Raw genomic sequence first — 26295 nt, 5'->3', positions numbered from 1 at the left:
CGGTGGTTGTCAGGCCGGGAGTTCGTCGTGCGGCCAGCGGGAGCGGGCCTGTTCGCGGGACCGGAGCAGGGCCAGGGTCGGCATGCCCCGGTCCGCTCCGGTGGCCAGCAGCTCCGGCAACTGGGGAAGCGGAGCCACGGCGGCGACGTCGTCCAGGACGAGCGTCATTGGTGGGTCGAGGCGACCGGAGGATGACCGTTCGGCCATGCGCCGGCCGCGCTCGACCACGCTTGCGGCGAGGGCCGTCAGGAGTGGCATGGCGCCGGGGTTGGCTCGGGGGTCCTCGATGGATTCACCCACCACATAAAGCGTGCCCCCTTCATCGACGAAGGAATCCAAGGTGAGCGCATCAGTTCGGTTAGGAGTGCAGGACTCCCGGATGTTGACCATGGAGAGGGCGGCGAGCGCTCTGGTGGTCAACTGCTGGGCCATGTCCCGGCGTTCGGGGTGGGCCGTGAGAGCGGCTTCGAGTTCGCCGGCCGAGCCCGCGGCCGCCTTGGGGTTCGTGCGCAGGATGCGTACGGCGTCCTGGATCTGGGTGCCCTGGGACCAGCGGTGGACGTGGCGGACGGTGCGGCCGTCGACGGCGGCGGCGTGGAGGTAGCTGCGCAGGAGCGTCTCGGCCGTGTCGCTCACCGCCTGGTCGAGGCGGGAGGTCGGGCGGACCGGGGTGAGGAGCGCGGCCGCTCTCGCGATCGCCGTCTGCTTGTCCTCGCAGCCTGAGGTGGGGGTCCAGTGGAGGCGGGCCGGGGTGTCGCAGAGGTGGGTGGGGTCGTAGAGGAGGACCGGGCCGAGCTTGCCGCGGGCGTCCTTCGTGTCCTGCCAGAGCGCCGGGTTCGAGGTGATGACGAGGGCGGGGCCCTCGGCGTCGCGTACCGCCTGCGTGGCGGTCGTCTGGCGGGCTTCTCTGGGGGCTACGAGGATCTTCTCGCGTCCACCGACCCGTGGTGCGGCGAGCAGGGGGGCGGGTTGGGGTGCCGCGGCCGGCGCTTCCTCGCTGATGGGGAGGTGCTCAACGGCCGTCGGTGACGGGGTGTCGGGGCGGGTCTCCAGCGGGGGGTTCTCGATGTGCCGGGCTGCCGTCGGCTCAGGCTGCGGCTTCGGCTCCCTGCGCGGTGCCGGCACCTCGGCCCGGACCGGTGCGGGCGGCGGCGCCGGTTCGTTCCCGGGCGCCGCCTTTCCCGCGCGCCGTCCCGCCCTGACCGCGCGCCAACGGGCCACCGTCCCCAGGACGAACACCGTGAGCACGACCAGGATCATCAGCTGGCCGATGAACAGGCCCCAGAACAGGCCGTACCCGGAGAGCTGGCCGGCCGGGGTGTCGGGCCAGGCGCCCGGGATGTCGTGCGGCTCGGCGATCAGTGAACGCATCGCGAGCGGTGTGCGGGTGAAGGTGACTCCGGACGGCCAGGCGCCGTTGGCGAACCAGCCCGCCAGGCCCGTCGCCGTCCAGACCAGCAGCGTTATGCCGAGGAGGAAGGCGAGTATGCCGATCAGGAGGCCGTCGGGGATGCCTCCCTGGCTGTCCCGGTGCTGTCTGCCGTCGCGGCGGTCGTCCGGTCTCACGCGATCCCCCTACGCCACCGTCGATTCGGAGTCGCCCAGATGTTGCTCCACGAACGCCGCCGCCCGCTCCTCGGCCTCCAGCTCCGCGGCGCGCAGGGCGTCGTCGGCCAGGTCGCTGGACGACTCGGTCATCGCGCGGTCGGTGAAGACGAGGGGGCGTTCGGTCTCGGTGACCAGGTGTTTGACGACCTGGACATTGCCGTTGACGTCCCACACGGCGATGCCCGGGGTGAGGGACGGGATGATCTCCACGGCCCAGCGCGGCAGGCCCAGTACGCGGCCCGTCGCCCTCGCCTCGTCGGCCTTCTGGGCGTAGATCGTCCTGGTCGAGGCCATCTTCAGGATCGCGGCGGCTTCCTTCGCCGCGGCGCCGTCGACGACGTCGGACAGGTGGTGGACGACGGCCACGAAGGACAGGCCGAGGCGGCGGCCGAACTTCAGCAGGCGCTGGAAGAGCTGGGCCACGAACGGGCTGTTGATGATGTGCCAGGCCTCCTCGACCAGGAAGATGCGCTTCTTCCGGTCGGGGCGGATCCAGGTGTGTTCCAGCCATACGCCGACGATCGCCATCAGGATCGGCATGGCGATGGAGTTGCGGTCGATGTGGGACAAATCGAACACGATGAGGGGCGCGTCCAGGTCGATGCCGACCGTCGTGGGGCCGTCGAACATGCCCCTCAGGTCACCGTCGACGAGACGGTCCAGCACCAGCGCCACGTCCAGGCCCCACGCCCGTACGTCGTCTATGGCGACGTTCATCGCCTCCGCGGACTCCGGCTCGGGGTGCCGTAGCTGCTCGACGATGTCGGTCAGGACGGGCTGGCGTTCGACGATGGTCTCGTTGACGAAGGCGTGCGCGACCTTGAGCGCGAATCCGGAGCGCTCGTCGAGGCCGTGGCCCATCGCGACCTCGATGATCGTGCGGAGCAGCGCGAGCTGGCCCGTCGTGGTGATCGCCGGGTCCAAGGGGTTGAGGCGGATGCCCTGGTCGAGCGCGGCCATCGCGTCGAGCCGGATCGGCGTTATGCCCAGCTCCTGCGCGATGAGGTTCCACTCGCCGGCGCCGTCCTCGCCCTGGGCGTCCAGGACGACGACCTGCCGGTCGCGGAAGCGGAGCTGGCGCAGGACGTACGTCTTCTCCAGGGCCGACTTGCCGTTGCCGGACTCGCCGAGGACCAGCCAGTGGGGGGCGGGGAGCTGCTGGCCGTAGAGCTGGAAGGGGTCGTAGATGTAGCCCTTCCCGGAGTACACCTCGCGGCCGATGATGACGCCCGAGTCGCCGAGGCCGGGGGCGGCGGTCGGGAGGTAGACCGCCTGCGCCTGGCCCGTGGACGTGCGCACCGGAAGCCGGGTCGTCTCGACCTTCCCGAAGAGGAAGGACGTGAAGGCGTCGGTGAGGACGGACAGCGGGTCCCGCATCAGGTCCTACCTCCGAATGCCGGTGGCGAAGGGGAGTGTGTTGACGAATGCCCGGTGGTGCTCGCGGTCGCACCATTCCAGCTTCAGATACGACTTTCCGGCGGACGCCCGGATGGTCCGCTTGTCGCGTGCGAGGGACTCGGGGGAGCGGGAGGAGACGGTGATGTAGCCGACCAGGTTGACGCCGGCGGCGCCGCTCGCGAGGTCCTCGCCGCGCTGGTCGAGGCGGGTGTGGGCGGCGACGTCGCGGGGGTCGACGGTGCGGTTCATCTTGGCGGCGCGGCTCGCCTCGGCCTCGTCGTTGGTCTTCTCGGTCAGCATGCGCTCGATGGCGATCTCGGTGGGTTCGAGGTCCATCGTGACGGCGACCGTGCGGATGACGTCCGGGGTGTGGACGAGCAGGGGCGCCAGGAAGTTGACGCCCACCGGGGTCATCGGCCACTCCTTCACCCAGGCCGTGGCGTGGCACCAGGGGGCGCGGGTGGAGGACTCGCGCGTCTTCGCCTGGAGGAACGTCGGCTCCATCGCGTCCAGCTCGGCGGGCCAGGCATTGCGCTTCGTCATCGCCTGGATGTGGTCGATCGGGTGGTCCGGGTCGTACATGGAGTGGATGAGGGAGGCGAGGCGGCCCTGGCCGAGGGGCTGGCGTACGCGGATGTCCGCCTCCTGGAGGCGGGAGCAGATGTCGGTCAGCTCGCGTGCCATGACGACCGCGAGGCCCGCGTCCCGGTCGACCTTGCCGCCGCCGTGCGGGCGGGACGCGCGGGCCATCGCGAGGGCCTCGGCGGCCAGTTCGCGGTTGAAGTGCATGCAGGCGACGAGATAGGCGCGGTGCTGCTCGCTGCTTGTCGACACCATGGACTGGAGCTGGTCGTACGACTGCTGGAGCCAGGCCGGGGAGCGCTCGTCGCCGCGCACGGCGACGTCCTTGGCGTGCGCGTCCGGGTCGGCCGGGAGGGTGCGGGCGAGCATCTGGATGCGGGTGACGAAGCCGTCCCCGTTGGCGACGTGCTTCAGCAGGGTGCCGAAGCGGTCGACGAGGGCCTCCTGGTCCTCGGAGTCGCGCAGGCCGACGCCCGGGCCCTCGATCTCGATGGCCGCGGTGACCGTGCGGCGGTCGGCGTGCAGCAGTACGGCGATCTCGTCGGGCCCGAACGGGGCGGCCAGCCAGGTGATGCGGCCGATGCCCGGCGGCGGACCGACCTCGACCTCACGGCCGTCGACGCGGGTGCCGGCCTCGATCGCGCCGGAGCGGTAGGCGGTGCCCCGGCGCAGGCTGCGCTTGTAGCTGCGGTTGATCTCGAACCACTTGTAGAAGGTCCGGTGCTTGTACGGCACGTAGACCGCGGCGAGCGCGAGCAGCGGGAAGCCGGTCAGCAGCACGATGCGCAGGGACAGGACGGGGACGAGGAGTCCGCACATCATGCCGAGGAACGCGCCGACGATGATCAGCGCGATCTCGCCGGTCTCCCGGTTGCGTCCGACGACGGCGTTCGGCCGGGCTCGGCCGATCAGATATGTACGGCGGGGCGTGACCGAATGGGACACGTGGGACTGCGTCGTCAACGCCCGTCACCTCCTGAACGATTGCTGTTGCGGGTGTTACTGGCGTGCGGGGTGTTCACCGGGCTGCTCGAGCGGGGTGCGGGTGCGGCGGAGGGGACAGATCCGCCGCCTCCGTTCGAGGAGCGCGAGCTGTGCGCGGCGACGCCGCCGGAGGCGGGGTTCGAGGGGCGGGCGGCGCCGGACCCGCCGCCGCCGTTGTTGTCCGCGCGGGAGCTGTGGGTCTTGATGCCCTGGGCGACGAGGGTCGCCGGGGAGCTGATCACGGCGGCGGCCTTGCCCTCGGCGCCGCTCATGATGCGGTTGTTGCGGCCGCCTGCGATCTCGTCGCCGAAGCCCGGGACGAAGCGGTAGATCATCGCGCTGGCGAAGATGGCGAGCAGGATGATCGCGAGGCCCGAGACCACGGCCGAGAAGGCGCCGGGGCCGTCGTCGGCGGACAGGGCGCCGGCCAGGCCGAGCACGATGACGATGACCGGCTTGACCAGGATGACGGCGATCATGATGCCGGCCCAGCGGCGGACGTGGCCCCAGAGGTTCTTGTCGACCAGGCCGGCGTAGACGACGGTGCCGAGGAGGGCGCCGACGTAGAGCAGGGCGGCGCGGATGACGAGCTCCAGCCAGAGGACGCCGGCGGCGAGGATGCTCACCAGGGAGACGACGATCAGCATGATCGGGCCGCCGCCGATGTCCTCGCCCTTCTCCAGGGCGCCGGAGAAGGTGCCGAAGAAGGTGTCGGTCTGGTCGCCGGTCGTTTTCGCGAGGACGTCCGTGACGCCGTCGGTCGCCGATACGACGGTGTAGAGGATCAGGGGGGTGAACGCGGACGCCAGCACGGTCAGCCAGAGGAAGCCGACGGCTTCGCTGATGGCGGTGGTGAGGGGGACGCCGCGCACGGCTCGCTTGGCCACGGCCAGCAGCCAGATGAGGAGCGTGAGGATCGTGGACGCCGCGAAGACGACCGCGTACTGCTGGAGGAACTTGGTGTTCGTGAAGTCGACGTTCGCGGTCTCCTGCACGGCTTCGCTGAGCTGCTTGACGGTCCAGGAGGCGGCGTCGGCACAGCCCTTGGCGAGGGACGAGAGGGGGTCGAGGGTGGAGGTGGGGTCGGTGAGCGAACGTCCGCTGCTGCCGCCGGAGCCGCCGTTGTCTTTTTCGCAGTAATCCTTGGCGGGGCCGTGGATGAGATCGCACGGGTCGTTCGAGGGCGAGGGCGTGGGCGCCGCGAAGGCACGTGTGGCTGTGAGCACAGCCGTGGTCTGAAGGGCCGCGAAGACGGCGGCCAGCTGCAGGGCGCGGCGACTAGCGGGCATATGTGAACCCTCCGTACTCCTCTACAGCCTTCGCCATGTCGTCGGCGCTGGACGCTCTTTCGTCGCCGGGAACGGGCGTGGGGCCGTCCTTCTGCGAGTGGGTCACGATCTTCCAGTCACCGGAGGTCCACTGGAGCTTCATGGTGATGGTGAACCAACTGTTGGTGACGGGGTTGGTCGAACCTTCCCCGGCAAGGCCGAGGAGGCCGCTGCACCAGACCTCAACGGTTGTGTTGTTGGCGGAGGTCTCGGTGGCCTTGGTGCCGATCGGGCTCGTACGGGACACGAAGGTGTAGCCCGTGGGTGTAGAGCCGTCCTCGTTCAAGCCGACGTTCTTGTTGAAGGCCGGTGTGTAGGCCTTGTCCAGCGTGCTCTCGAACCCTGAGACCCTGGAGGGAGTGATGATCGTCTGCAGGATGGCGTCACGCTTGGTCTTGTCGAACATGTCGGCCGAGCCCAACGCGATCGCATAGTTGGCCGCCGCGCTCTGTGCCCCCTGTTCGTCCCGGGCGAAGCCGCCTGGGATGCCTGCTGACTTGCCGTCCACCGGGCGGGTGCCCGAAGCCGCTGTCGTTGAGGAATTCGGCTGGTTTTCGTCCCCGCTCGAGGAAGCGGAGTCGTCTCCTCCACGGTTCGCGAAGGCGATCGCGGCGATGAGGAGGACCACCACGCCGACGACGGTCACCAGACTCCGGGACGACGAACGGCCGCCCCGCCGCGCACCCCCGTACACGTCACCGCTGCTCTCGGGCAGCCGTGTGCGGGTCTGACCGGTGCCTCCGTAGCCGCCGGAGGTCTCCCGCTCGTCTCCGAGACTCATGCCGCGTACGCCCCCTCGACGTCGGACAGATACACGTTGGAGTACGACGGTAGCCGTGCTGGTTCCCGCATGGGCGCGGTGTGGTGACTCGACATCAGGGAAACGCAACCTCAGCCGGTGGGCACGACGGGTGGGTGGGGGACTAGGGGGACCGGGCGTGCCCGGAGCGGACGGAGGGGGCCGGGGGTGCCGGGGCGGCTAGACCGCCATGCCGTACACGATGGTGAACAACGTGCCCAGTGAGCCGATGATGAAGACGCCGGTGAGACCGGCGACGATCAGCCCCTTGCCCTGCTCGGCGCTGAAGGTGTCGCGCAACGCCGTGGCGCCGATGCGCTGTTTGGCCGCCCCCCAGATGGCGATACCGAGGCAGATCAGGATGGCGACCGCCATGACGACCTGGATCATGGTCTTCGCTTCGTTCCCCAGTGCCCCGAAGGGGCCCCAGTCAGGGGCGATCCCGCCGATGATGGTGTTGATATCGCCCTTGTCGGCTGCAAAGAGCATGTAAGTCACCGCCCCTGTTGGGTAGTTCCGCAGTCCCCTGCGGTGCGCAGAGGTCAGGCATCATTCTCGCCGACAATGCTGCCGTCGTATGTCGACTTGCCGTCATTGATGGGCGGGATTCGTACGAATACCTCGCACGGTCACTCTGTGTATCACGGCAGGTCACGCCGGGCAACGAGGCCTGAGCGGAACCTGTCGTGTGGCTCTGTCGTTAGCCCTCTTCACGCCGGGTGCCGTTTCTGACGGCCTGCCGGGTGAGTTGTCGTGCCGGTGTTCTGCGGGTGAAGGCTATCCCGGGACGGTGGACCGGATGCCCCTGGGGCGGTTTCGCCGCTCGGATCGGGGCGCGGGTGGTGACGGAGTGTCAGCGGGGGCGGTCCTCGGTGACGTTCGTCGTGATCAGGCGCAGCAGCTGCTTGGCCAGGGCGTCCTGTTCCGGCGTCAGGCCCATCGCGTCACCGATGGCGAGCGGCACGGTCGTCGCGCGGTCGTGGAGCTCGGCGCCGGCCTCGGTGAGGCGGATGGCGACCGAGCGTTCGTCGTCCCGGCGGCGTTCGCGGCGCAGCAGGCCGCCCGCCTCCAGGCGCTTGAGCAGGGGCGACAGCGTGCTGGACTCCAGCTGGAGGGACGTACCCAGGTCCCGTACGGAGATCGAGTCCCGCTCCCAGAGGACGAGCATGACCAGGTACTGCGGGTACGTCAGGCCGAGTTCGTCGAGCAGGGGGCGGTAGCGCGCGGTCACCGCGCGGGAGGCGGCGTAGAGCGCGAAGCAGAGCTGGTCGTCCAGACGGAGGGAGCCGGTGGGGGGTGGTGGCGGCTCGGCGGGTCGGCTCATGGGGGTGCTCCGGGGTGGGGTGCTGGTGCGTCGGCTCAGGCGGTGGTGCTGCTCTGTGGTGTTCGAGTCCTCGTCGGCCTGATTCTATCGGGCAGTACATCATCGTGCCCTAATTAGTTGCGTGCGACTTAATAGCGCGCTACTTTCATGGCGTGTCGCCGCACCCGGTCGATTCCGCCGGGCAGGCCCCGCGGTACCCGATCCGAGGAGATCGCCATGACCGACACCACCCCCATCCGCCCGGTGCTGGAGCCCGCGGCCCAGGCCTTCGCCGAGGCCACCGCCAATCCGCCGTATCTGTTCGATCTGGGGCCGGCCGAGGGGCGCAAGGTCGTCGACGAGGTGCAGTCCGGGGAGATCGCCAAGCCGGCCGTCGACGAGGAGTGGGTGACCGTGGCCGGTGGCCCGACCGGCGAGGTCCGGGTCCGGGTCGTCCGTCCGGCCGGGGCCACCGGGACGCTCCCGGTGATCATCTACATCCACGGCGCCGGCTGGGTCTTCGGCAACGCCCACACCCACGACCGGCTCGTGCGGGAGCTCGCCGTCGGCACCGGTGCCGCGGTCGTCTTCCCCGAGTACGACCTCTCGCCCGAGGCGCGCTACCCCGTCGCGACAGAGCAGAACTACGCCGTGGCCCAGTGGGTCGTCCGCGAGGGCGCCGACAACGGCCTGGACGCCGGCCGGATCGCCGTGGCCGGTGACTCGGTGGGCGGGAACATGACGGCCGCGCTGACGCTGATGGCCAAGGAGCGCGGCGATGTGCCGCTGGTGCAGCAGGTGCTCTTCTACCCGGTCACCGACGCGTCCTTCGACACCGCGTCCTACCGGCAGTTCGCCGAGGGGTACTTCCTGCGGCGGGACGCCATGCAGTGGTTCTGGGACCAGTACACGACCGAGGAGGCGGAGCGGGCGCAGATCACCGCGTCGCCGCTGCGGGCCGGTGTCGAGCAGCTCCAGGGGCTGCCGCCGGCGCTCGTCATCACCGCCGAGGCCGATGTGCTGCGGGACGAGGGCGAGGCGTACGCCGGGAAGCTGCGGGAGGCCGGGGTGCCGGTGACCGCGGTGCGGTACCAGGGCGTCATCCACGACTTCGTGATGCTGAACGCGTTGCGGGAGACGCGGGGGGCGGAGGCGGCCATCGGGCAGGCGGTGAGTGTGCTGCGGGGGGCGTTCGGAGTGTGACGGGCGCCTTGTCGCCGTAAGGCCCCATGCCTGGCCTGGCCCGGACGGGCCTGGTCGGGGTGGTGCCGTGGTGTGGCCGCCGGGGGTTCGATGTGGCTGGTCGCGCAGTTCCCCGCGCCCCTTGGGGCGTTGCCGTCAGCGGGGTTTCAGGCCGTTCAGCAGGTGGTGGACCAGGCCCTCCACGCCCGCCAGGGCCGCTTGCGGGGTCAGCCAGCCGGCCGCGATGAAGCCGGCCATGCCGTGGAGGGCGGCGCCCGTCACGAGGTTGAGTTCCTCGGGGTCGCCCTCGATGATCTCGCCGCGCTTCTGGGCGTCGGTGAGGACCCTTTCCAGGCTGCCGACCGTGCGCTCGACGGCCGTGGCCATCTGCTCCGAGGCGTCCGGCTCGTGCTTGCGGGCGTACATCAGCTCCAGGAGCTCGGCGTTGTCGATGGCGAAGCCGAGGTAGGCGCGGGCGAGCGCGGTGAGCCGGGGTTCCAGCGGAAGGTCCGGGTCCTCGGCGGCGCTCAGGGCCCGGCTCAGCCGGTCGTAGCCGGCCAGCGCGAGGGCGTTGAGCAGGGCCTGCTTGTCCTTGAAGTGGCGGCCGGGGGCGGCGTGGCTGACGCCGACCTCGCGGGCCAGTTCACGCAATGAGAGGGAGCCGACGCCCTTGTCCCGCAGGGTGCGTTCGGCCGCGGCCAGCAGGGCGGCGCGCAGGTCTCCGTGGTGGTAGGGGCGGCTCTCGGGCATGTCGACCATCGTAGCTTCATGTAGTCGTCGTCATCATTGTTGGCGCCGTCACCATTGTTGTCATTGACAGCATTGTTGGCGGCGCCTACATTCGTTTGCATGGCTGACAACACGAAGAGCAACAGCAAGAGCAAGGCATGGGACGTGGGCCGGCTGCCCGATCTCAGCGGGCGCACGGCCGTCGTCACCGGGGCCAACAGCGGTATCGGACTCACGGCCTCCGCGGCGCTGGCCGGCGCGGGCGCGCACGTCGTGTTCGCCGTACGGGACCTGGAGCGGGGCCGGAAGGCGGCGGCGACCGTGTCCGGCAGCACCGAGGTGCGGCGGCTGGACCTGGCGGATCTGTCGTCCGTGCGGGAGTTCGCGGACGCCTGGCAGGGACGGCCGCTGGATCTCCTGATCAACAACGCGGGCGTGATGATGCTGCCGCAGCAGCGGACGGCGGACGGCTTCGAGATGCAGTTCGGCACGAACCATCTGGGCCACTTCGCGCTGACGAACCTGCTGCTGCCGTACGTCACGGACCGGGTGGTGACGCTGTCGTCCGGCGCGCACCGCTGGTTCGGCGCGCGGATCCGCTTCGAGGACCTGGACTTCACGGCCGGCTACGACCCGAACCGTGCCTACGCCCAGTCGAAGCTGGCGAATCTGCTGTTCACGCTGGAACTTCAGCGGAGGCTGGCCGAGGCGGGCTCCCCGGTGCGCGCCCTCGCCGCCCACCCGGGGTACGCGGCCACCAACCTCCAGAGCCATGCCGGGAGCCCGGTGATGCGCGCCTTCATGAGGATCGGCAACCGCCTCTTCGCCCAGGACGACCACGCGGGCGCACTGCCGACGCTGTACGCCGCGACGCAGGACCTGCCCGGCGCGAGCTATGTCGGACCGGGCGGGCTGGGCGAGTTGCGGGGCGCGCCGACGCTGGTGGGACGGAGCGCGGCGGCGAGTGACACGGGTGTGGCGCGGCGGTTGTGGACGGTTTCGGAGGAACTCACCGGGGTGAGCTGGCCGTTGGGAGCGGCTGAGGGAGCGGCGGGCCGGCGAGTGGCGGCCGAGCGCTGAAGCACCCGGCAGCCGCCCTCGCCACGCCCTTCGTACGGCCTACGACTCCGGCTGGGTCACCGTGAGAGCCCAGCGAACGGCGTCCGACGACGCGTCGACGCCGATGGTGAAGGAGCCGAAACGGACCACACCGGGGTCCATCGTCACCGAGCCCACTCCGGCCTCCCCGGCCGGGCAGTCGACGGAGAACGCGGCGACCTCCGTCTCCTGGGACATCGTCACCCGCACGTCACCGCCGCCCTCGCACGCCACCGTCAGCACGGTCGGCAGCCTGTCCCACGCGCCGCCGGACGCGACCCCGCCGTCCCCCGTGTGCTCCGGCACCCACACCAGGCCGTCCGGACCGGGATGCGGCAGCAGGACATCGGTCGCCGCACCGGCGGGAGCCACCGCCACACCGCCCAGCGCACCGGTCACGAGCGCCGTCACGGCAACAGCACGGCTGGTTCGTCTCACGATTCGTTCCCCCTGAACTCGGTTTGTTCACAGGCCTGTTGGCCAACCGTCGAACATTCTGCCGGTCCGGATGACCTTGCGCCTGAGTTTCCGTACTCAGGGGTAGGCCGTACTCGGAGGTGGTCGATCGATGGCGATGCCCAGCCTGCTCGGAGTGTTCGCGCACCCGGACGACGAGGCCCTGTTCTCGGGCGGAGTCCTGGCCCGGCACGCGGCGGCAGGCGCGCGCACCGCCGTGGTGACGGCGACCTGGACCCCGGAAACCGTCCGCGGCGCCGAACTCGCCGAGGCGCTGCGGATCCTGGGCGCCGGCGAACCGAGGATGCTCGGCTACGCCGACGACCGGGTGCCGCACTCCGCCCCGGGCCGCCCGCGGCTGTGTGCCGCACCGCTGGACGAGGCGGTGGGCCGACTGGTCGCACGGATACGGCGGTTCCGGCCGCGGATCGTGATCACCCACGACGCCCACGGCGGGCTGACCGGCCACCCCGACCATGTGCACACCCACCGTCTGACCACGCTCGCGGTGCGGGCCGCGGGCCTCGAACGGCTCTACCCGGACGCCGGCACCCCCTGGCAGCCGAGCGCCCTCTATCTGGCGACGCACCCGCACTCGGCCCTGGACGCGCTGAGCGAACTGGCCCGTGCGGGCAAGGGCATGAACACGGTTCCGGACGACTGGGTCACCGCGACCGTCGACGTGCGGCCCTGGCTGGAGCGGAAGTGGGCCGCCGTACTGGCCCATCGCACCGAAGTGGAGCGCGGGGCGGCCCCGGGACTGCTGGCCGGCCTCCCGCGGGCCGTGCGGGAAGGGGTCCTCGGCACCGAGTGGTACATCCGGCAGGACATCGCTCCCTCACCGCTGTCCGGCCAGACCGAGCTGACCGCTTGAGCGGGCGGGCGGCGGCGAGGGTGCCGTCGGCGGTCAGTCGGCGGGGAGTGCGGCCCGCAGGGACTTTGCCGTGGTCGTGGGGTCGTAGTCGGTGGGGACTCCCTCGACCAGGATGATGTCGCCCTTGATGTGGCGGGCGCGGAGAGGGGCGATCTGCTGGTAGGCGGGGGAGTCCCACCAGGTCCGGGCCTGTGTGATGTCCGGGAAGCCGATCACCACGACGTGGCCGGGCCAGTCGCCCTCCTTCGTCTCGTGCGGGGTGGCGTGTACGAGGAAGCGGCCGCCGTACGGCTCGAAGGTGGCGGTGATGCGCTCCATGTACTCGGCGATCTCCGGGTGCGGGGCGGCGTCCCGGAGGTGGGCGATGGCGTAGGCGGGCATGGTGTCCTCCCCTGTCGGTCGGGCTCGGTTCCTGTGCCGACGATCGTTGCAGGCGGGCTCGGGTGAGGCGATGACGCGGGAGGTAATGCCCGGCGGTGGTGCCAGGCGTCGGGCGGTGGCCTTCAGCCTGCAGCATCCCCGGACCCGGAGTCTGACGCTTCTCTCACCTTCGTCGGTCACAGTGGCCCCCGATGCCCCGGACACAGAGCACCTCGCGCCTGCCCCTGTACGCCGTCGTCGTCCTGCTCGCCCTCCCGTCGGCCTCCGCCGCGGCCGCCGACGCAGGTACGGGGCCCTTCGGCGTGACCGTCGCCGCCCCGCCGACCGCGCGGAGCGCGCGGGTCGGGGCGTTGTTCACGGCGGGGCGGGGCGACGACCTGCGGGGCCGTCACTTCTGTACCGCGTCCGTCGTGCACAGCCCCCGGCACGACCTCGTCGTCACCGCCGCGCACTGCCTGAGCGGGAAGACGGAGCGGCTCGTGTTCGTGCCCGGCTACCGGGACGGCGTGGCGCCGTACGGGGTGTGGACGGTCGGGAAGTGGTTCCTGGCGGACGGGTGGACCGCGGGGCGGGACGAGGACAGCGACGTGGCGTTCGCGGTGGTGGACCGGCAGGGCGGCAAGGGGGTCGAGGACGCCGTCGGCGGGAACCGGTTCGCCGCCGGTACGGCCACGGGGGCCACCGCGGTCACGGTCACGGCCTACCTCAACTCCCGAAATGCGCCGGTCAGTTGCACCGACAAGCCCCGCCCGCACCACCGTATGCAACAACGCGTCTCCTGCCCGGGACTCGGCAGCGGATCGAGCGGGAGTCCGTGGGTGAACGGGGACGGGCAGGTCGTGGGGGTGCTCGGCGGGCACGAGGACGGCGGGGCCACGGCCGACGTGTCGTACAGCGTGGTGTTCGGGGCCGAGGCGGCTCACTTGTACGACGAGAGTGCCGGTTGCCGCGAGTCCCAGGTGGGAAGCTCCTAGACTGGCGCGGGCGGACTCCCGGCGAGCGAGGGGCGATTGACGGTGCGTAAGGCATGGATCGTGGCGGGTGCCGCTCTCGCGGTGGGCCTCAGCTTCGTGATGCTGCTCGTCGTCGGGGTGTTCATCGTCGCCGGGAACCTCGCCGGCGGGGTGGGCGGAGCGTCGAAGGCGCTGGCCAAGGGGGCCGTGCCGGCCGCCTACCAGGGCATCGTGCAGAAGTGGGGCAACCTGTGCCCCGCCATCAACCCCGCGCTGCTCGCCGCCCAGCTGTACCAGGAGAGCGGCTTCAACCCGAACGCCAAGAGCCCGGCGGCGGCGCAGGGCATCGCCCAGTTCATCCCGGGGACGTGGGCCACCCACGGGGTCGACGGCGACGGCGACGGCGATCGCGACGTGTGGGACCCGAAGGACGCGATCCCCTCGGCGGCGTCGTACGACTGCAAGCTCGCCTCCTACGTGAAGGACGTGCCCGGCGACGCGACGAAGAACATGCTCGCGTCCTACAACGCCGGGGCGTACGCGGTCATCAAGTACGGGGGCGTGCCGCCGTACAAGGAGACCCAGAACTACGTGAAGACGATCACGACGCTGGAGGCGAGCTTCGCCGCCCCGGTCAGCCGGGTGGATCCCAGCAAGCAGGCCGCCGGCGCCATCTACTACGCACAGAAGAAGCTGGGCACGCCTTACCTGTGGGGCGGCGAGGGCACGGCCGCGGACGGCGGTCGGTTCGACTGCTCGGGGCTGACGCAGGCCGCGTACGAGAGTGTCGGGATAACGCTGCCGCGCGTGGCCAACGACCAGTGGAACGCGGGGGCCCATCCGGCCAGGGACGAGCTGCTGCCCGGGGATTTGGTGTTCTTCTCCGACGACCTCGACAACTCCCGGGCCATCCGGCATGTCGGGATTTATGTGGGCGGCGGGTACATGATCGACGCGCCGAGAACAGGTGCTGTGATCCGGTTCGACCCGATCGACACCCCGGACTACTTCGGGGCCACCCGGGTGACCGAAGATGGCGCGAAAGCGCTGCCCACGACGGTGTAGGCGTAGCGTGAACCCACCCCCTGAGCTGCGGCGATGGGTCTCTCTTCGATAACGTCTGCGTGATCATTCAGTGGAGTGTGGAACGTATCAACAGGGGCCGTGCGTTCCTGGTTTCGTAGCCGGATCCACAACCACGGGGGTGGGCGGGACGGCGTACGCACGATGCGCCGAGCGAAGAGACGATGAAGGGGCCGCGGCATTATGGCTGGACTCGCAGAATCCGGGTCGAACCCCGACGTCGAGCTGCTTTACGACATCAATGGCCTGGCCAAGGACGCACCGCACTGGTTCGACCGGGTCATGGGCTACGTCGGTGAGTACGGGCTGCTGTTCGCGCTGATCCTGGCCGTGGTGTGGTGCTGGTGGTCCGTGCGGCGCCGCGGCGCCGAGGACGCCGCTTCGTCCGTGGCCGCGCTCGTCTGGGCGCCGCTGGCCGCCGCGGTCGCCGTGCTCGTGAACGTGCCCATACGGGGTTTCGTCGAGCGGCCCCGGCCCTTCAAGCAGCACCAGGGGCTTGAGGTCCTGGTCAGCGGCAAGACCGACTACTCCTTCGTGAGCGATCACGCGACGATCGCGATGGCGCTCGGCGTCGGGCTGTTCGTCGCGAACCGGAAGTTCGGGCTCGTCGGTATCGGGCTTGCTCTGCTGGAAGGGTTCTGCCGGGTCTACATGGGCGTGCACTACCCGACCGACGTCGTCGGCGGATTCGCGCTCGGCACCGCCGTCGCCCTGCTGCTGTCGCCGCTGGCCATGGCCCTGCTGACGCCCCTCATGTCCGCCATCGAGCGGTCGCCGCGGGGCGGTTGGCTGATCAAGTCGCGCGGGGGGTCCGGGGACGGCGGGGGCGAGGCGCTGATTCCGGGGGCCCGTAAGGAGAGCGCTGGGGCCGAGGAGCGGGATCTGGCGGCTTGACCGCTGCCCGGACGGCCCCCAGGGACGCCTTCAGGGCCTGTGGGTGTACGGCCCCCTCGGGCGCTACAGGGCCTGTGGGTAAGTGAAGAAGCCTTCCGGGTCGTACTGCTTCTTCAGTCGGGTCAGGCGCGTCGCCGCGTCCCCGTAGTAGGCCTTGCGCCAGTCCCGCAGGGACGGGTCGGGGTAGTTCTGGTACGCGGCGCCCGAGGCGTACGGGCGCATCGCGTCGTGGGCCGACGTCAGCCAGGACTGGGCCGTGGTGCTCGTCGTGCCTGCGCGCCAGGAGGCTATGTACTGGGCCAGCATGCGCGAGCGGCGGTGCACGAACGCCGTCGACGTGGGGGAGACCCGGTTGACCGCTCCGCCGAGGGCCGTGAGGGCGATGCTGCCGGCGCCGCCGCGGACCGACTGCATCTGCTTCAGCAGGGTCTGGATGCCCGTGGCCGAGATCGAACGGTCGAAGAAGTCGGACTTCGCCGTGTATGTCTCGCGGCCCAGTGCGCCCTGCGGGGAGCGGCCGGGGGTCGCGCCGGGGAGGTGGCACTGGGCGTCGGTGCTGAAGGACGAGCAGCCGGCGTAGATCTCCATCGCCTCCTCGTAGGAGTGGCGCTTGAGGGAGACGCTGCTCGCGGGGCCGGGGCCGCCGGGGCGGTCGGCCAGGCGGTCCACCGCGTTCTGGAGTTCGCGGTAGGTGCCCAGCGAGAACGCGGCGACGGAGATGGTCGGACGGCCGCCCGCGTGGTTGGCCAGGTGCAGGGACGACCAGATCTCGTCGGGCTGGCTCGGGCCCCACTCCTGGAAGGACTTGATCAGCGCGGCCGCCTTCGACCAGGGCCAGGTCATGTACGCCGTGACGCCCTGGGGGGCCGGGTGGGTCTTGAAGTGGAGCTCCGTCACGATGCCGAAGTTGCCGTTGCCGGCGCCGCGCAGGGCCCAGAAGAGGTCCTTGTTGGTGGTGGCGTCCGCGACGAGCTGCTTGCCGTCGGCGGTGATGAGCGTCGCCCGGGTCAGGTTGTCGCAGGTGAGGCCGTACGCGCGTGACGTCACGCCCTGGCCGCCGCCGAGGGTGAGGCCGGAGACGCCGACGGTGGGGCAGGAGCCGGCGGGGATGGTGGTGCCCTTGGCTGCGAGGGCTCGGTAGACGTCGATGAGCTTGGAGCCGGCGCCGACGACCGCGGTGTTGCCGGAGGCCCGTATGCGGTTGAGCTTGGAGACGTCGATGATCAGGCGGTTGTTGCCGGAGGACCAGCCGGCGTAGGAGTGGCCGCCGTTGCGTATCGCGACCTTGAGGCTGTGGGCGCGGGCGTAGGCGAGGGTGGTGCGGATGTCGTCGGGGTGGGCGACGTAGGCGACGGCGGCGGGCTTCAGGGTGTCGAAGCGGGTGTTGTAGAGCTGATGGGCGGACTTCCAGTCGGCGTCGCCCGGGCGGATGAGGCGGCCGTCGAGGTCTCGGGCGAGGGCGGTCCAGTTGGCGGGGGCGGGGGCGCCGGCGGCGGATTTGCCGGTGCCGGTGCCGGTGCCGGTGCCGGTGGCGGTCGTGGTCTGGGTGCGGGTGGCGGTGGTTGCGCCGGATTCCGCGCCGTTGCCCGTGGTCGTGCCCGTGCCGCTGCCGGTGGGGTCGCTGTTGTTGCAGGCGGTTGCCGTCAGGGCGGTGAGGGCTGCTGCGGTGCCGCCGATGAAGGTACGCCGTTCCATGTCGCCTCCTGGGGTTACGTGGAACGAGACGGGGTGATGCGGGGTGGGGTTCCCTTGGGCGGCGGCTGTTTGCGCGGGCCTGCGGATTCTCGCCCCCGCCGCCCCTACCCGTCCCTTCCTCCAGGGGCGCTGCCCCTTCGACCCCGGACTGCTCCTGGGGCTGCCGCCCCAGACCCCGCAGTCGGCCTGAACGGCCTCGTCCTCAAACGCCGGACGGGCTGGGAGGGGCGCGGACGGGCTGGGGGAGCGGACGGGCTGGGAGGGGTGGCGGGCGGTGCTGGAGGGGAGCGGGTGGTGTCGGGAAGGGAGCGGGCGATGCCGGGAGGGGTGGCGGGCAATGCCGGGAAGGGAGCGGGCGATGCCGGGAGGGGTGGCGGGCGATGCCGGGAAGGGTGGCGGGCAATGCCGGGAAGGGAGCGGGCGATGCCGGGAGGGGTGGCGGGCAATGCCGGGAGGGGTGGCGGGCAATGCCGGGAGGGGTGGCGGTAGTGGGAGGGGACGGTGCTGGGAGCACCGCTGGGGTTGAGGCAGGGCCGGACGTGGCCTGAAATCGGCTATGAGCCCCCCGCCCGGCATCCGCGCTCACCAGCGCCCGGCGCGGCCGTTGACACGTGCGAGCGCCGCCAGGAAGGGGCTGTCAGGAACGGACCTCAGCCCACCCGAGGACCCCGGCCCACCTGGGAACGGCCCCGGCTCCGCTGGCCACCGCCCGGCCCACCTGGGAACGGCCCCGGCTCCGCTGGCCACCGCCCGGCTCCCCTGGGAACGGCCCCGGCTCCCCTGGGAACGGCCCGGCTCCCCTGCCCACGGCCCGGCTTTGTTGATCACGGGCCCGGCCCCCTGGGCACGGCCCCCCGCCCCCTACAGAAACGCCAGGTTCACAACCCCGAATGCCCCCGCCGCCACCAGCGCCGCTGCCGGCATCGTGATGAACCAGCCCAGGACGATGTTCTTGGCCACTCCCCAGCGGACCGCGTTCACGCGCTTCGTTGCGCCGACGCCCATGATCGCCGAGGTGATCACATGGGTCGTGGAGATGGGGGCCTTGAAGAGGAACGCCGTGGTGAACATGATCGACGCGCCGGTCGTCTCGGCGGCGAAGCCCTGCGGCGGGTCCAGTTCGATGATCTTGCGGCCGAGGGTGCGCATGATGCGCCAGCCGCCGGCGTACGTGCCGAGGGAGAGCATGACGGCGCAGACGATCTTCACCCAGACCGGGATCGGGTCGCCGTAGTCCTCGACGTCGGCGATGACCAGGGCCATCACCACGATGCCCATGGTCTTCTGCGCGTCCTGGAGGCCGTGGCCGAGAGCCATGCCGGCGGCCGAGACGGTCTGGGCTATGCGGAAACCGCGCTTGGCCTTGTGCGGGTTGGAGCGGCGGAAGATCCACATGATCGCCGTCATGACCAGATAGCCCACGCACAGGCCCACGATCGGGGACACGAACATCGGGATGACGACCTTGTCGAGGACGCCGTTCCAGTACACCGTCGTCCCGCCGGCCAGCGCCGCGCCCACCATGCCGCCGAACAGCGCGTGGGAGGAGGAGGACGGCAGACCGAAGTACCAGGTGATGAGGTTCCAGGTGATCGCACCCACCAGGGCCGCGAAGAGGATGCCCATCCCCTTCGAGCCCTCGGGTGTCTGGATCAGGCCCTCACTGACCGTCTTGGCGACGCCGGAGCCGAGGAAGGCGCCCGCGAGGTTCATCACCGCGGCCATCGCCAGCGCCGCACGCGGGGTCAGGGCCCGGGTCGACACGGACGTGGCGATCGCGTTCGCCGAATCGTGGAAGCCGTTGGTGTACGTGAAGAAGAGCGCGACCGCGATGGTCGCGACCAGGGCGAAGGTGTCCATTAAGGGTTCAGGACTCCTTGACGGCGATGGTCTCCACCGTGTTCGCCACGTGCTCGAAGGCGTCCGCCGCTTCCTCGAGCACATCCACGATCTGCTTGAGCTTCAGCACTTCGATCGCGTCGTACTTGCCGTTGAAGAGGTGGGCGAGAAGCTTGCGATGTATCTGGTCGGCCTGGTTCTCGAGGCGGTTGACCTCGATCCAGTACTCGGTGAGGTTGTCCATCGTGCGCAGGTTCGGCATCGCCTCGGCCGTCAGGTCGGCCGCCCGCGCGAGCACCTCGATCTGCTGCTCGACGCCCTTGGGGAGCTCCTCCACGTTGTAGAGGACGACCAGGTCGACGGCCTCCTCCATGAAGTCCATGATGTCGTCGAGGCACGATGCGAGGTTGTAGATGTCCTCGCGGTCGAACGGCGTGATGAACGAGGAGTTCAACTGGTGGAAGATCGCGTGTGTGGCGTCGTCACCTGCGTGTTCCGCGGCCCGCATACGCTCTGCGATCTCGGCCCGGCCGGCGGTGTCCGCCCCGAGCAGTTCCATCAGGAGCTTCGAGCCCGTGACGATGTTGTCCGCGGATGCGGCGAACATGTCGTAGAAGCTCGTCTCCCGGGGGGTCAGACGAAATCGCACGTGGGGTCCTCAAGAAGGATCGGTTTCGGTCAGGCTGATGCTAAGCGCATCATCCGGCCACGGCTAATGGGCCGTCGTCCAGTGTCGCCCATGAGACAGAGTGGTCGGCACGGGGGCTGCCCAGTGGTCCAGTCCAACGGCCGTTCCGCGGCATCGGCCACAGGCCCTATACCCAGCAAAGTTCGGTACGATATACCCAGTAGGGGTATAGAAGCGGTTTACGTCTGGAGGACGCGATGACGACCACCGAGGCCGGCGCCGGCACGACCTCCGCCGCGGACCGGGGTGTGGAACCGCCCGCCGAGGTCGTGACGGACCACGACCGGGGCATCCACGGCTACCACAAGCAGAAGGACGAGCACCTCAAGCGACTGCGCCGCATCGAGGGCCAGATCAGGGGCCTGCAGCGCATGGTCGACGAGGACGTCTACTGCATCGACATACTCACGCAGGTGTCCGCCTCGACCAAGGCCCTGCAGTCCTTCGCCCTCCAGCTGCTGGAGGAGCATCTGCGCCACTGCGTCGCCGACGCGGCCGTCAAGGGCGGTGCGGAGATCGACGCGAAGGTGGAGGAGGCCACGAAGGCGATCGGCCGGCTCCTGCGGACCTGACCCCGCGAATGTGAGGGACGGCTCACTGGCCCGAGGGGTCCCGTTCCTCCGCGACCCGCAGCACCTCGTCGATGCTTTCCAGGCTGAGCCGGTCCTCCCGGGCGGCCGAGGCCGCGATGATCAGCTCTCCGCACAGCTCGATCTCGGCGAGGGCCACGTGGTCCTGAACTGCCGTACCGCCGACCGGAGCCACGTGCATCACCTCTTCTCTGCCGTTACCGACTTCCTAGAGTAGGGAGCGGCCTACGCACCGCGCATGGCACGGACGGGCTAGTTCTTGACGTCCGTCACGCGCGTACGCACCGACGCTCACTGCTCGGCGATCTTGCCCGCGTAGATGTCGTCGCGGTCGGGCAACCGTACGTCGACGGGGGCCCCGAAGTCGTACAGCAGGGTGGTCGACGCGACGGCGACGGCGTCCTGCTGCCGGCCGTTGACGAAGCTGAAGCGGTGTCTGACCTTGCGGATCCGTCCCTCGTCGTCGAGGAAGACGTCGAACGGAACCTGTTCCGTGGCGAACCCTTTCGCTGCCGCGGCCAGCGCCTCTGCGTTCCCGTCGGACGCCTTTCGCGCGGCGATGCGAAGGTCGGCGGTGCCCCGGTAGTGCCGGACCGGCGTGCCGGCGACCTCCTCGTCGCCCACGTACTTCGCCGTCCTGGCCCCGCGCAGCACCTCCGCGGCGGCGAACGGGTCGGTGGCCCCGCCGGTGACGAGGTTGCCGTCGGTGAGGGACCGGGTGTCGACGCGCACCCACTTGTCCGCGGGCACCCCGGCGCCGCGGTTCTTCATGAACAGGGCCCCGGGCGCGAGAAGCTCCGTGATCGGCCGGTGCGCGGTGGCGCCCGCGGGGTCCTGCGGGAGCAGGACCTTCAGCCGGCCGACCTGCCTGCGGAAGTCGTACACGCCCTCGCCGCGGATGGTGACGCGGGTGCCGCCGGCGGCCATCTCCATCGACGTACGGGTCTTGGAGCTGTGGGTCCCGGCCAGGGTGTCTGCGGCGCCCCGCACGATCTGGACCGCGCCCTCGCCGTGTGCGTCCTCGGCGGCGGCCCCGGTCTGTGCGCATCCGCTGCCGGCGAGGCAGACGCACAAGACCCCAGCCGCAACGCCCGCCCCATGTCTTCTGTGCTGCTGCCGCTCCGTCATCGCCTGCCTACCCCCAGCCGGTACGTCCGTCACGGGCCCCCTTCGTTCCGGTTAACGACGAGTAGGTGCCCCCGTCACGCACGCGGGAGGCGTGGGCTTACTTGCCCTGGGTAACGTTGTCCTTGTGGCGCAGCAGGACGGACCGAACTCCCCTTCCGTACAGGGCAACCTCTCCGATCACCGCACGTCGATGGTGGAGAAGGGGCCTTTCTGTTCGGCGCACTGCACCTGCGGCTGGCGGGGTCCGGCGAGACGCGCGCGGAGCCTGGCGAGGACGGACGCGACGGAGCACCTGCGGGGCTGAGGCGCCGTACGGTCCCGGCAGGCGTACCCGTCCGAACACAGATGCGGGCCCGCCCCCCGGGAGCCGGGGGGCGGGCCCTTTATCTGCCTCGCGGTGGCACCGCCATGCAGCACCGCGAGGGGTTCGTGTCGCCCGGAGGCGGTGGGATCAGCCGAAGCGGCCGGAGATGTAGTCCTCCGTGGCCTGGACCGACGGGTTGGAGAAGATGCGCTCCGTGTCGTCTATCTCGATCAGCTTGCCGGGCTGGCCGACGGCGGCGAGGTTGAAGAAGGCGGTGCGGTCCGAGACGCGGGCCGCCTGCTGCATGTTGTGCGTCACGATGACGATCGTGAAGCGCTCCTTCAGCTCACCGATCAGGTCCTCGATCGCGAGCGTCGAGATCGGGTCGAGGGCCGAGCAGGGCTCGTCCATCAGCAGGACCTTGGGCTCGACCGCGATGGCGCGGGCGATGCACAGACGCTGCTGCTGACCGCCGGAGAGGCCGGAGCCCGGCTTGTTCAGGCGGTCCTTCACCTCGTTCCAGAGGTTGGCGCCCTTGAGGGACTTCTCGACGATGTCGTCGAGCTGGGACTTCTTGTACGAGCCGTTCAGTCGCAGGCCGGCCGCCACGTTGTCGTACACCGACATCGTCGGGAACGGGTTGGGGCGCTGGAAGACCATGCCGACCTCGCGCCGCACGGTCACCGGGTCGACCCCGGCGCCGTACAGGTTCTCGTCGTCGAGCATGACCTTGCCCTCGACCCGGCCGCCGGGGGTGACCTCGTGCATGCGGTTGAGGGTGCGCAGGAAGGTGGACTTGCCGCAGCCGGACGGGCCGATGAAGGCCGTCACGGAGCGGGGCTCGACGGTCATCGAGATGTCCTCGATGGCACGGAACGAGCCGTAGTAGGCGTGCAGGCCGCTGACGTCAATTCGCTTGGCCATGGGTATCACTGCTTCTTTCGAATCCGAGTCGCTGACTGTTCACACTTGGCCGCGTCAGCGACCGGTCTTGGGGGCCTTCCAGCGGGCGAGAGCCCGGGCCGCCAGGTTCAGGATCATCACGAAGAGGATCAGGGTGAGGGCCGCGGCCCAGGCGCGGTCGATGCCCGCGTCCGAACCGGCGCTCAGCGAGTACTGCTGGTAGATGTACAGCGGCAGTGACGCCTGCGGCCCCTCGAAGGGGTTGTTGTTGATGAACGGGTTGCCGAACACCACCAGCAGCACGGGCGCGGTCTCACCGGCGATACGGGCCACCGCCAGCATGATGCCGGTGGTGATGCCGCCGATCGCGGTCGGCAGGACCACCTTCAGGATCGTGCGCCACTTCGGCACACCCAGGGCCAGGGACGCCTCACGCAGCTCGTTCGGGACGAGCTTGAGCATCTCCTCCGTGGAGCGCACCACGATCGGCAGCATCAGGATCGTCAGCGCGAGCGCGCCGGCGAAGCCGGAGAAGTTCAGGTTGAAGGCGAGCAGGATGCTGAGGATGAACAGACCGGCGACGATCGACGGGATACCGGTCATCACGTCGACGAAGAAGGTGACGGCACGGGCGAGCGCACCGCGCCCGTACTCCACCAGGTAGATCGCGGTGAGGACACCGATCGGCGCGGCGATCAGGGTGGCGATGCCGACCTGCTCCAGGGTGCCGATGATGGCGGCGTAGACGCCGCCGCCCGGCTCGGAGTTGCCGACGACGCCCATCGAGTGGCTCAGGAAGTATCCGTCGAGGACCTTGATGCCGCGTACGACGGTCGCCCAGATCAGCGACGCCAGGGGCACCACGGCGAGCAGGAAGGCGACCCAGACCAGCGAGGTCGCGATGCGGTCCTTGGCCTGGCGGCGGTTCTCGACGCGCGCCGAGATGACGTACGTGCCGACGATGTAGAGGATCGCGGCGATCAGGCCCCACTGGATCTTGCTTTCGATCCCGGTGGCCAGGCAGAGGCCGACGGAGACGGCGAGCGAACCCGCCGCGATCGCGAGCGGGGCCCACTTCGGCAGTTGGCCGCCCTGAAGGGAGTTGGGGCGCTTGGCGGTGACGGCTGCGTGGCTCATGCGTTGGCCCCCGAGTACTCCTTGCGACGGGCGATGATCATGCGGGCCGCGCCGTTGACAAGCAGGGTGATGACGAACAGGACGAGGCCGGAGGCGATCAGCGCGTCACGGCCGAACTCGTCCGCCTCGGGGAACTTGGCGGCGATGTTCTGGGCGAAGGTGCCGCCGCCGCCGTTCAGCAGGCTGAGGTGGATCAGGAAGTCCGGGGAGAGCACGGTGGCGACGGCCATCGTCTCGCCGAGCGCGCGGCCGAGGCCGAGCATCGAGGCGGAGATCACGCCGGAGCGGCCGAAGGGCAGCACGGCCATGCGGATGACCTCCCAGCGCGTGGCGCCGAGGGCCAGGGCCGCCTCCTCGTGCATCTGCGGAACCTGGTTGAAGACCTCACGGCTGACGTTCGTGATGATCGGCAGGATCATGATCGCGAGCAGGATCCCGACGGTGAGCATCGAGCGCGCCGGGCCTTCGTCCCAGGAGAAGATGCCGGTCCAGCTGAAGTAGTCGTTCAGCCAGGCGAAGAGGCCGTTCATGTGCGGTACGAGGATCAGGGCGCCCCAGAGGCCGTACACGATGGACGGCACGGCGGCGAGCAGGTCGATCACGTACGCGATCACCCCGCCCAGCTTGCGCGGGGCGTAGTGGGTGATGAACAGCGCGATGGCGACGGCGATCGGGACGGCGATGGCCATGGCGATGATCGAGGAGATGATCGTGCCGTAGGCCAGGACCGCGATGCCGAAGACCGGCGGATTGGTGCCGGTGTTCCACTCGAAGGTCGTGAGGAAGTTGCCCTCGTCGTCGCTGATGGCGATGACGGCGCGCCAGGTGAGGAAGGCCGCGATCGCGGCCATGACCACGAGCAGGAAGATGCCCGACCCTCGGGCGAGACCGAGGAAGACCCGGTCTCCGGGGCGGGTGGCACCGCGGGCGGCACGCTTGCGCTCGCCCTCGGTCGGGGGCGCGGGGGGAGGTGCGTCTTGTGTCGTTATGTCCATCGGGTTCTCCGGTCTGCGGAGTCGTACTCGGGCTACGGCTCCATGGCGGCGGTGCACCGGACGGTGCGGCCCGGTCTTGGTGGGACCGGGCCGCACACTCAGATCAGCTCAGGGCCGCGACCGTGGTGCGGACCTTGGAGATGATGTCGGCGGGGATCGGGGCGTAGGAGTTCTCGGCGAGAATGCCCTGGCCCTCCTCGCTGGCGATGTAGGTCAGGAACGCCTTGACGGTCGGCAGCGTCTCGGCCTTGTTGCCCTTGTCGCAGACGATCTCGTACGTCACCAGGGTGATCGGGTAGGCGCCGTCGGCCTTGGTGGTGTAGTTGATCTCCAGCGAGAGGTCCTTGCCGGTGCCGACGACCTTGGCGTCCGCGATGGCGGCCGTGGCGGTCTCGGAGGAGGGCTTGACCGGCTCGGAGGCGCCCGTGGCGATGGCGACCGAGGTCAGGTCCTTGGCGTAGGACTCCTCCATGTAGCTGATGGCGCCGGAGGTCTGCTTGACCGCCTGGGCGACACCGGAGGAGCCGGACGCGGCCTGGCCGCCCGGAGCGGTCCACGCCTTGCCGCCCTCGAACTTCCAGTTGTCCGGGGTGGCGGCCGTCAGGTACTTGGTGAAGTTGTCCGTGGTGCCGGACTCGTCCGAGCGGTGGAACGCCTGGATCTTGGTGCTGGGCAGCTTCGCGTCGGGGTTCAGCTTCTTGATCGCCTCGTCGTCCCAGGTCTTGATCTTGCCGCTGAAGATCTTGGCGATCGTGGGCGCGTCCAGGACGAGGTTGTCGACACCGTCGACGTTGTAGGCGAGGGCGATGGCGCCGCCGACCATCGGGAGGTCGATGCCCTGGCCGCCGTCGGTGCACGCGGTCTTCTTGGACTCGGCGACCTCTTCGGGCTTCAGCGCGGAGTCCGAGCCGGCGAAGGCGACCGTGCCCTGGTTGAACGCGGTGACACCGGCGCCGGAGCCGCCGCCCTTGTAGTTGATCTGGACGCCCTGGCAGGCGGCGGAGAACTGCTTGACCCAGGCGTCGATCGCGTTCTTCTGCGCGGACGAGCCGTCGGCGAGCAGCTGGCCCTTGGCGTCGTCGCACTTGATGTTGCCGGCCGCGGCGCTCGCGGACGAGTCGCCGCTGCCGCTGCTGTTGCCGGTGTCGTCGGAGCCGCACGCCGTGAGGGCCAGGGCGCCGGAGACGGCGAGAGCGCCGAGAGCGAGGACGCGCCGGTTCTTGCGCTGAAGCTTCACTGAGGGAGTTCCTTCCGGGAGCCGCCGTCCTGAATTCGGCGGCGTGCGAAGAATGGGCGATGCGGACGCGTCTTCCGGGTGCGGCCGTCATCGTGCACGGCCGAAATTAGGCAGAACAGGTGAAGGC

At 70.0% G+C, this 26295-nt stretch carries 27 protein-coding genes; 8 read left to right on the top strand and 19 right to left on the bottom strand.

Features of this window, described 5'->3' with window-relative positions; translation table 11 throughout:
• Window positions 1-9 precede the first annotated feature (9 nt).
• The 7 genes from PGH47_RS20310 to PGH47_RS20280 all read right to left on the bottom strand — a co-directional run bounded on the left by PGH47_RS20310 (window position 10) and on the right by PGH47_RS20280 (window position 8023).
• Window positions 10-1566 carry a type IV secretory system conjugative DNA transfer family protein gene (locus tag PGH47_RS20310; RefSeq protein ID WP_271664623.1) on the bottom strand — a complete coding sequence of 519 codons (1557 nt, stop codon included), beginning with the start codon at window positions 1564-1566 and terminating at the stop codon, window positions 10-12.
• 9 nt (window positions 1567-1575) lie between these two features.
• On the bottom strand, window positions 1576-2985 hold the full coding sequence (locus PGH47_RS20305; protein ID WP_271664622.1) for an ATP-binding protein: 1410 nt from the start codon (window positions 2983-2985) through the stop codon (window positions 1576-1578).
• A 6-nt stretch (window positions 2986-2991) separates the two neighbouring features.
• Window positions 2992-4551 carry an SCO6880 family protein gene (locus tag PGH47_RS20300; RefSeq protein ID WP_107906202.1) on the bottom strand — a complete coding sequence of 520 codons (1560 nt, stop codon included), beginning with the start codon at window positions 4549-4551 and terminating at the stop codon, window positions 2992-2994.
• On the bottom strand, window positions 4548-5861 hold the full coding sequence (locus PGH47_RS20295; RefSeq protein ID WP_271664621.1) for a hypothetical protein: 1314 nt from the start codon (window positions 5859-5861) through the stop codon (window positions 4548-4550). Before PGH47_RS20295 ends, PGH47_RS20300 begins: the two co-directional genes overlap by 4 nt.
• A complete protein-coding gene (locus PGH47_RS20290; protein ID WP_271664620.1) occupies window positions 5851-6681 on the bottom strand; it encodes a hypothetical protein in 831 nt (276 codons plus the stop codon). Before PGH47_RS20290 ends, PGH47_RS20295 begins: the two co-directional genes overlap by 11 nt.
• A 198-nt stretch (window positions 6682-6879) precedes the next feature.
• Entirely contained in the window at window positions 6880-7188 is a 309-nt protein-coding gene (locus tag PGH47_RS20285; RefSeq protein WP_030950340.1) for a hypothetical protein, read from the bottom strand.
• Between the two features lie 364 nt (window positions 7189-7552).
• Window positions 7553-8023, bottom strand: coding sequence for a MarR family winged helix-turn-helix transcriptional regulator (locus tag PGH47_RS20280; protein WP_107906199.1), 471 nt, complete (start codon window positions 8021-8023; stop codon window positions 7553-7555).
• 216 nt (window positions 8024-8239) lie between these two features.
• Here PGH47_RS20280 and PGH47_RS20275 point away from each other — a divergent pair, with 216 nt between their 5' ends.
• On the top strand, window positions 8240-9205 hold the full coding sequence (locus PGH47_RS20275; protein WP_271664619.1) for an alpha/beta hydrolase: 966 nt from the start codon (window positions 8240-8242) through the stop codon (window positions 9203-9205).
• 135 nt (window positions 9206-9340) lie between these two features.
• Here PGH47_RS20275 and PGH47_RS20270 read toward each other — a convergent pair whose 3' ends face one another.
• Window positions 9341-9943, bottom strand: coding sequence for a TetR/AcrR family transcriptional regulator (locus PGH47_RS20270; RefSeq protein WP_271664618.1), 603 nt, complete (start codon window positions 9941-9943; stop codon window positions 9341-9343).
• 90 nt (window positions 9944-10033) lie between these two features.
• Here PGH47_RS20270 and PGH47_RS20265 point away from each other — a divergent pair, with 90 nt between their 5' ends.
• Window positions 10034-10993, top strand: a complete 960-nt coding sequence (locus PGH47_RS20265) for an oxidoreductase (protein ID WP_271664617.1) — start codon at window positions 10034-10036, stop codon at window positions 10991-10993.
• A gap of 39 nt (window positions 10994-11032) precedes the next feature.
• Here PGH47_RS20265 and PGH47_RS20260 read toward each other — a convergent pair whose 3' ends face one another.
• A complete protein-coding gene (locus PGH47_RS20260) occupies window positions 11033-11449 on the bottom strand; it encodes a hypothetical protein (RefSeq protein WP_271664616.1) in 417 nt (138 codons plus the stop codon).
• Window positions 11450-11579: 130 nt separating this feature from the next.
• On the opposite strand from PGH47_RS20260, the gene PGH47_RS20255 reads away from it, so the two are divergent.
• Window positions 11580-12341 carry a PIG-L deacetylase family protein gene (locus PGH47_RS20255; RefSeq protein ID WP_271664615.1) on the top strand — a complete coding sequence of 254 codons (762 nt, stop codon included), beginning with the start codon at window positions 11580-11582 and terminating at the stop codon, window positions 12339-12341.
• 33 nt (window positions 12342-12374) lie between these two features.
• Here PGH47_RS20255 and PGH47_RS20250 read toward each other — a convergent pair whose 3' ends face one another.
• Window positions 12375-12722 carry a DUF1330 domain-containing protein gene (locus PGH47_RS20250; protein WP_271664614.1) on the bottom strand — a complete coding sequence of 116 codons (348 nt, stop codon included), beginning with the start codon at window positions 12720-12722 and terminating at the stop codon, window positions 12375-12377.
• A gap of 191 nt (window positions 12723-12913) precedes the next feature.
• Between PGH47_RS20250 and PGH47_RS20245 the strand changes: the two genes are divergently transcribed.
• From PGH47_RS20245 to PGH47_RS20235, 3 genes are all read left to right on the top strand, one after another.
• Window positions 12914-13696, top strand: a complete 783-nt coding sequence (locus PGH47_RS20245) for a trypsin-like serine peptidase (protein ID WP_271664613.1) — start codon at window positions 12914-12916, stop codon at window positions 13694-13696.
• Window positions 13697-13732: 36 nt separating this feature from the next.
• A complete protein-coding gene (locus tag PGH47_RS20240) occupies window positions 13733-14740 on the top strand; it encodes a C40 family peptidase (RefSeq protein WP_030954212.1) in 1008 nt (335 codons plus the stop codon).
• A 201-nt stretch (window positions 14741-14941) separates the two neighbouring features.
• The gene (locus tag PGH47_RS20235) at window positions 14942-15652 is read left to right on the top strand and encodes a phosphatase PAP2 family protein (RefSeq protein ID WP_271664612.1); all 711 of its coding nucleotides are present in this window, start codon (window positions 14942-14944) and stop codon (window positions 15650-15652) included.
• Between the two features lie 63 nt (window positions 15653-15715).
• Here the strand turns inward: PGH47_RS20235 and PGH47_RS20230 are convergent, their stop codons facing one another.
• The 3 genes from PGH47_RS20230 to PGH47_RS20220 form a co-directional block, all read right to left on the bottom strand.
• Window positions 15716-17347, bottom strand: a complete 1632-nt coding sequence (locus tag PGH47_RS20230; protein ID WP_271664611.1) for an FAD-binding oxidoreductase — start codon at window positions 17345-17347, stop codon at window positions 15716-15718.
• Between the two features lie 861 nt (window positions 17348-18208).
• Window positions 18209-19207, bottom strand: a complete 999-nt coding sequence (locus PGH47_RS20225; RefSeq protein WP_271664610.1) for an inorganic phosphate transporter — start codon at window positions 19205-19207, stop codon at window positions 18209-18211.
• A 7-nt stretch (window positions 19208-19214) separates the two neighbouring features.
• Window positions 19215-19835, bottom strand: coding sequence for a DUF47 domain-containing protein (locus PGH47_RS20220; RefSeq protein WP_030951199.1), 621 nt, complete (start codon window positions 19833-19835; stop codon window positions 19215-19217).
• 236 nt (window positions 19836-20071) lie between these two features.
• Here PGH47_RS20220 and PGH47_RS20215 point away from each other — a divergent pair, with 236 nt between their 5' ends.
• Window positions 20072-20446 (top strand): metal-sensitive transcriptional regulator, encoded by a 375-nt coding sequence (locus tag PGH47_RS20215; RefSeq protein ID WP_271664609.1) that lies wholly within the window; start codon window positions 20072-20074, stop codon window positions 20444-20446.
• Window positions 20447-20468: 22 nt separating this feature from the next.
• Here the strand turns inward: PGH47_RS20215 and PGH47_RS20210 are convergent, their stop codons facing one another.
• Together PGH47_RS20210 and PGH47_RS20205 are read right to left on the bottom strand one after the other, a co-directional pair.
• On the bottom strand, window positions 20469-20645 hold the full coding sequence (locus PGH47_RS20210; RefSeq protein WP_177036700.1) for a hypothetical protein: 177 nt from the start codon (window positions 20643-20645) through the stop codon (window positions 20469-20471).
• A gap of 110 nt (window positions 20646-20755) precedes the next feature.
• Window positions 20756-21592 carry a hypothetical protein gene (locus PGH47_RS20205; protein WP_271664608.1) on the bottom strand — a complete coding sequence of 279 codons (837 nt, stop codon included), beginning with the start codon at window positions 21590-21592 and terminating at the stop codon, window positions 20756-20758.
• A 124-nt stretch (window positions 21593-21716) separates the two neighbouring features.
• Here PGH47_RS20205 and PGH47_RS43265 point away from each other — a divergent pair, with 124 nt between their 5' ends.
• Window positions 21717-21896, top strand: a complete 180-nt coding sequence (locus tag PGH47_RS43265; protein WP_376056460.1) for a hypothetical protein — start codon at window positions 21717-21719, stop codon at window positions 21894-21896.
• Window positions 21897-22043: 147 nt separating this feature from the next.
• Here the strand turns inward: PGH47_RS43265 and pstB are convergent, their stop codons facing one another.
• From pstB to pstS, 4 genes are all read right to left on the bottom strand, one after another.
• The gene (gene pstB / locus PGH47_RS20200) at window positions 22044-22820 is read right to left on the bottom strand and encodes a phosphate ABC transporter ATP-binding protein PstB (RefSeq protein ID WP_271664607.1); all 777 of its coding nucleotides are present in this window, start codon (window positions 22818-22820) and stop codon (window positions 22044-22046) included.
• A 54-nt stretch (window positions 22821-22874) separates the two neighbouring features.
• Window positions 22875-23936, bottom strand: a complete 1062-nt coding sequence (gene pstA, locus PGH47_RS20195) for a phosphate ABC transporter permease PstA (protein WP_271664606.1) — start codon at window positions 23934-23936, stop codon at window positions 22875-22877.
• Entirely contained in the window at window positions 23933-24931 is a 999-nt protein-coding gene (gene pstC, locus PGH47_RS20190; RefSeq protein ID WP_271664605.1) for a phosphate ABC transporter permease subunit PstC, read from the bottom strand. Before pstC ends, pstA begins: the two co-directional genes overlap by 4 nt.
• Before the next feature lie 103 nt (window positions 24932-25034).
• Window positions 25035-26168 (bottom strand): phosphate ABC transporter substrate-binding protein PstS, encoded by a 1134-nt coding sequence (pstS, locus tag PGH47_RS20185; RefSeq protein ID WP_271664604.1) that lies wholly within the window; start codon window positions 26166-26168, stop codon window positions 25035-25037.
• Window positions 26169-26295 lie beyond the last annotated feature (127 nt).

It is taken from the genome of Streptomyces sp. HUAS 31, assembly GCF_028198125.1.
GTDB lineage: Bacteria > Actinomycetota > Actinomycetes > Streptomycetales > Streptomycetaceae > Streptomyces > Streptomyces chartreusis.
The sequence above is the reverse complement of the archived record's forward strand: the minus strand, read 5'-3'. Positions and strand labels throughout refer to the sequence as shown.

Coding starts and splice junctions, on each gene's coding strand:
- PGH47_RS20245 (WP_271664613.1), top strand. CDS start 12,914: ATGCCCCGGACACAGAGCACCTCGCGCCTGCCCCTGTACGCCGTCGTC.
- pstA (WP_271664606.1), bottom strand. CDS start 23,936: ATGAGCCACGCAGCCGTCACCGCCAAGCGCCCCAACTCCCTTCAGGGC.
- PGH47_RS20270 (WP_271664618.1), bottom strand. CDS start 9,943: ATGGTCGACATGCCCGAGAGCCGCCCCTACCACCACGGAGACCTGCGC.
- PGH47_RS20210 (WP_177036700.1), bottom strand. CDS start 20,645: ATGCACGTGGCTCCGGTCGGCGGTACGGCAGTTCAGGACCACGTGGCC.
- PGH47_RS20280 (WP_107906199.1), bottom strand. CDS start 8,023: ATGAGCCGACCCGCCGAGCCGCCACCACCCCCCACCGGCTCCCTCCGT.
- PGH47_RS20275 (WP_271664619.1), top strand. CDS start 8,240: ATGACCGACACCACCCCCATCCGCCCGGTGCTGGAGCCCGCGGCCCAG.
- PGH47_RS20295 (WP_271664621.1), bottom strand. CDS start 5,861: ATGCCCGCTAGTCGCCGCGCCCTGCAGCTGGCCGCCGTCTTCGCGGCC.
- PGH47_RS20250 (WP_271664614.1), bottom strand. CDS start 12,722: ATGCCCGCCTACGCCATCGCCCACCTCCGGGACGCCGCCCCGCACCCG.
- PGH47_RS20205 (WP_271664608.1), bottom strand. CDS start 21,592: ATGACGGAGCGGCAGCAGCACAGAAGACATGGGGCGGGCGTTGCGGCT.
- PGH47_RS20215 (WP_271664609.1), top strand. CDS start 20,072: ATGACGACCACCGAGGCCGGCGCCGGCACGACCTCCGCCGCGGACCGG.
- PGH47_RS20265 (WP_271664617.1), top strand. CDS start 10,034: ATGGCTGACAACACGAAGAGCAACAGCAAGAGCAAGGCATGGGACGTG.
- PGH47_RS20290 (WP_271664620.1), bottom strand. CDS start 6,681: ATGAGTCTCGGAGACGAGCGGGAGACCTCCGGCGGCTACGGAGGCACC.
- pstC (WP_271664605.1), bottom strand. CDS start 24,931: ATGGACATAACGACACAAGACGCACCTCCCCCCGCGCCCCCGACCGAG.
- PGH47_RS20235 (WP_271664612.1), top strand. CDS start 14,942: ATGGCTGGACTCGCAGAATCCGGGTCGAACCCCGACGTCGAGCTGCTT.
- PGH47_RS20305 (WP_271664622.1), bottom strand. CDS start 2,985: ATGCGGGACCCGCTGTCCGTCCTCACCGACGCCTTCACGTCCTTCCTC.
- PGH47_RS20285 (WP_030950340.1), bottom strand. CDS start 7,188: ATGCTCTTTGCAGCCGACAAGGGCGATATCAACACCATCATCGGCGGG.
- PGH47_RS20230 (WP_271664611.1), bottom strand. CDS start 17,347: ATGGAACGGCGTACCTTCATCGGCGGCACCGCAGCAGCCCTCACCGCC.
- PGH47_RS20225 (WP_271664610.1), bottom strand. CDS start 19,207: ATGGACACCTTCGCCCTGGTCGCGACCATCGCGGTCGCGCTCTTCTTC.
- pstB (WP_271664607.1), bottom strand. CDS start 22,820: ATGGCCAAGCGAATTGACGTCAGCGGCCTGCACGCCTACTACGGCTCG.
- PGH47_RS20255 (WP_271664615.1), top strand. CDS start 11,580: ATGGCGATGCCCAGCCTGCTCGGAGTGTTCGCGCACCCGGACGACGAG.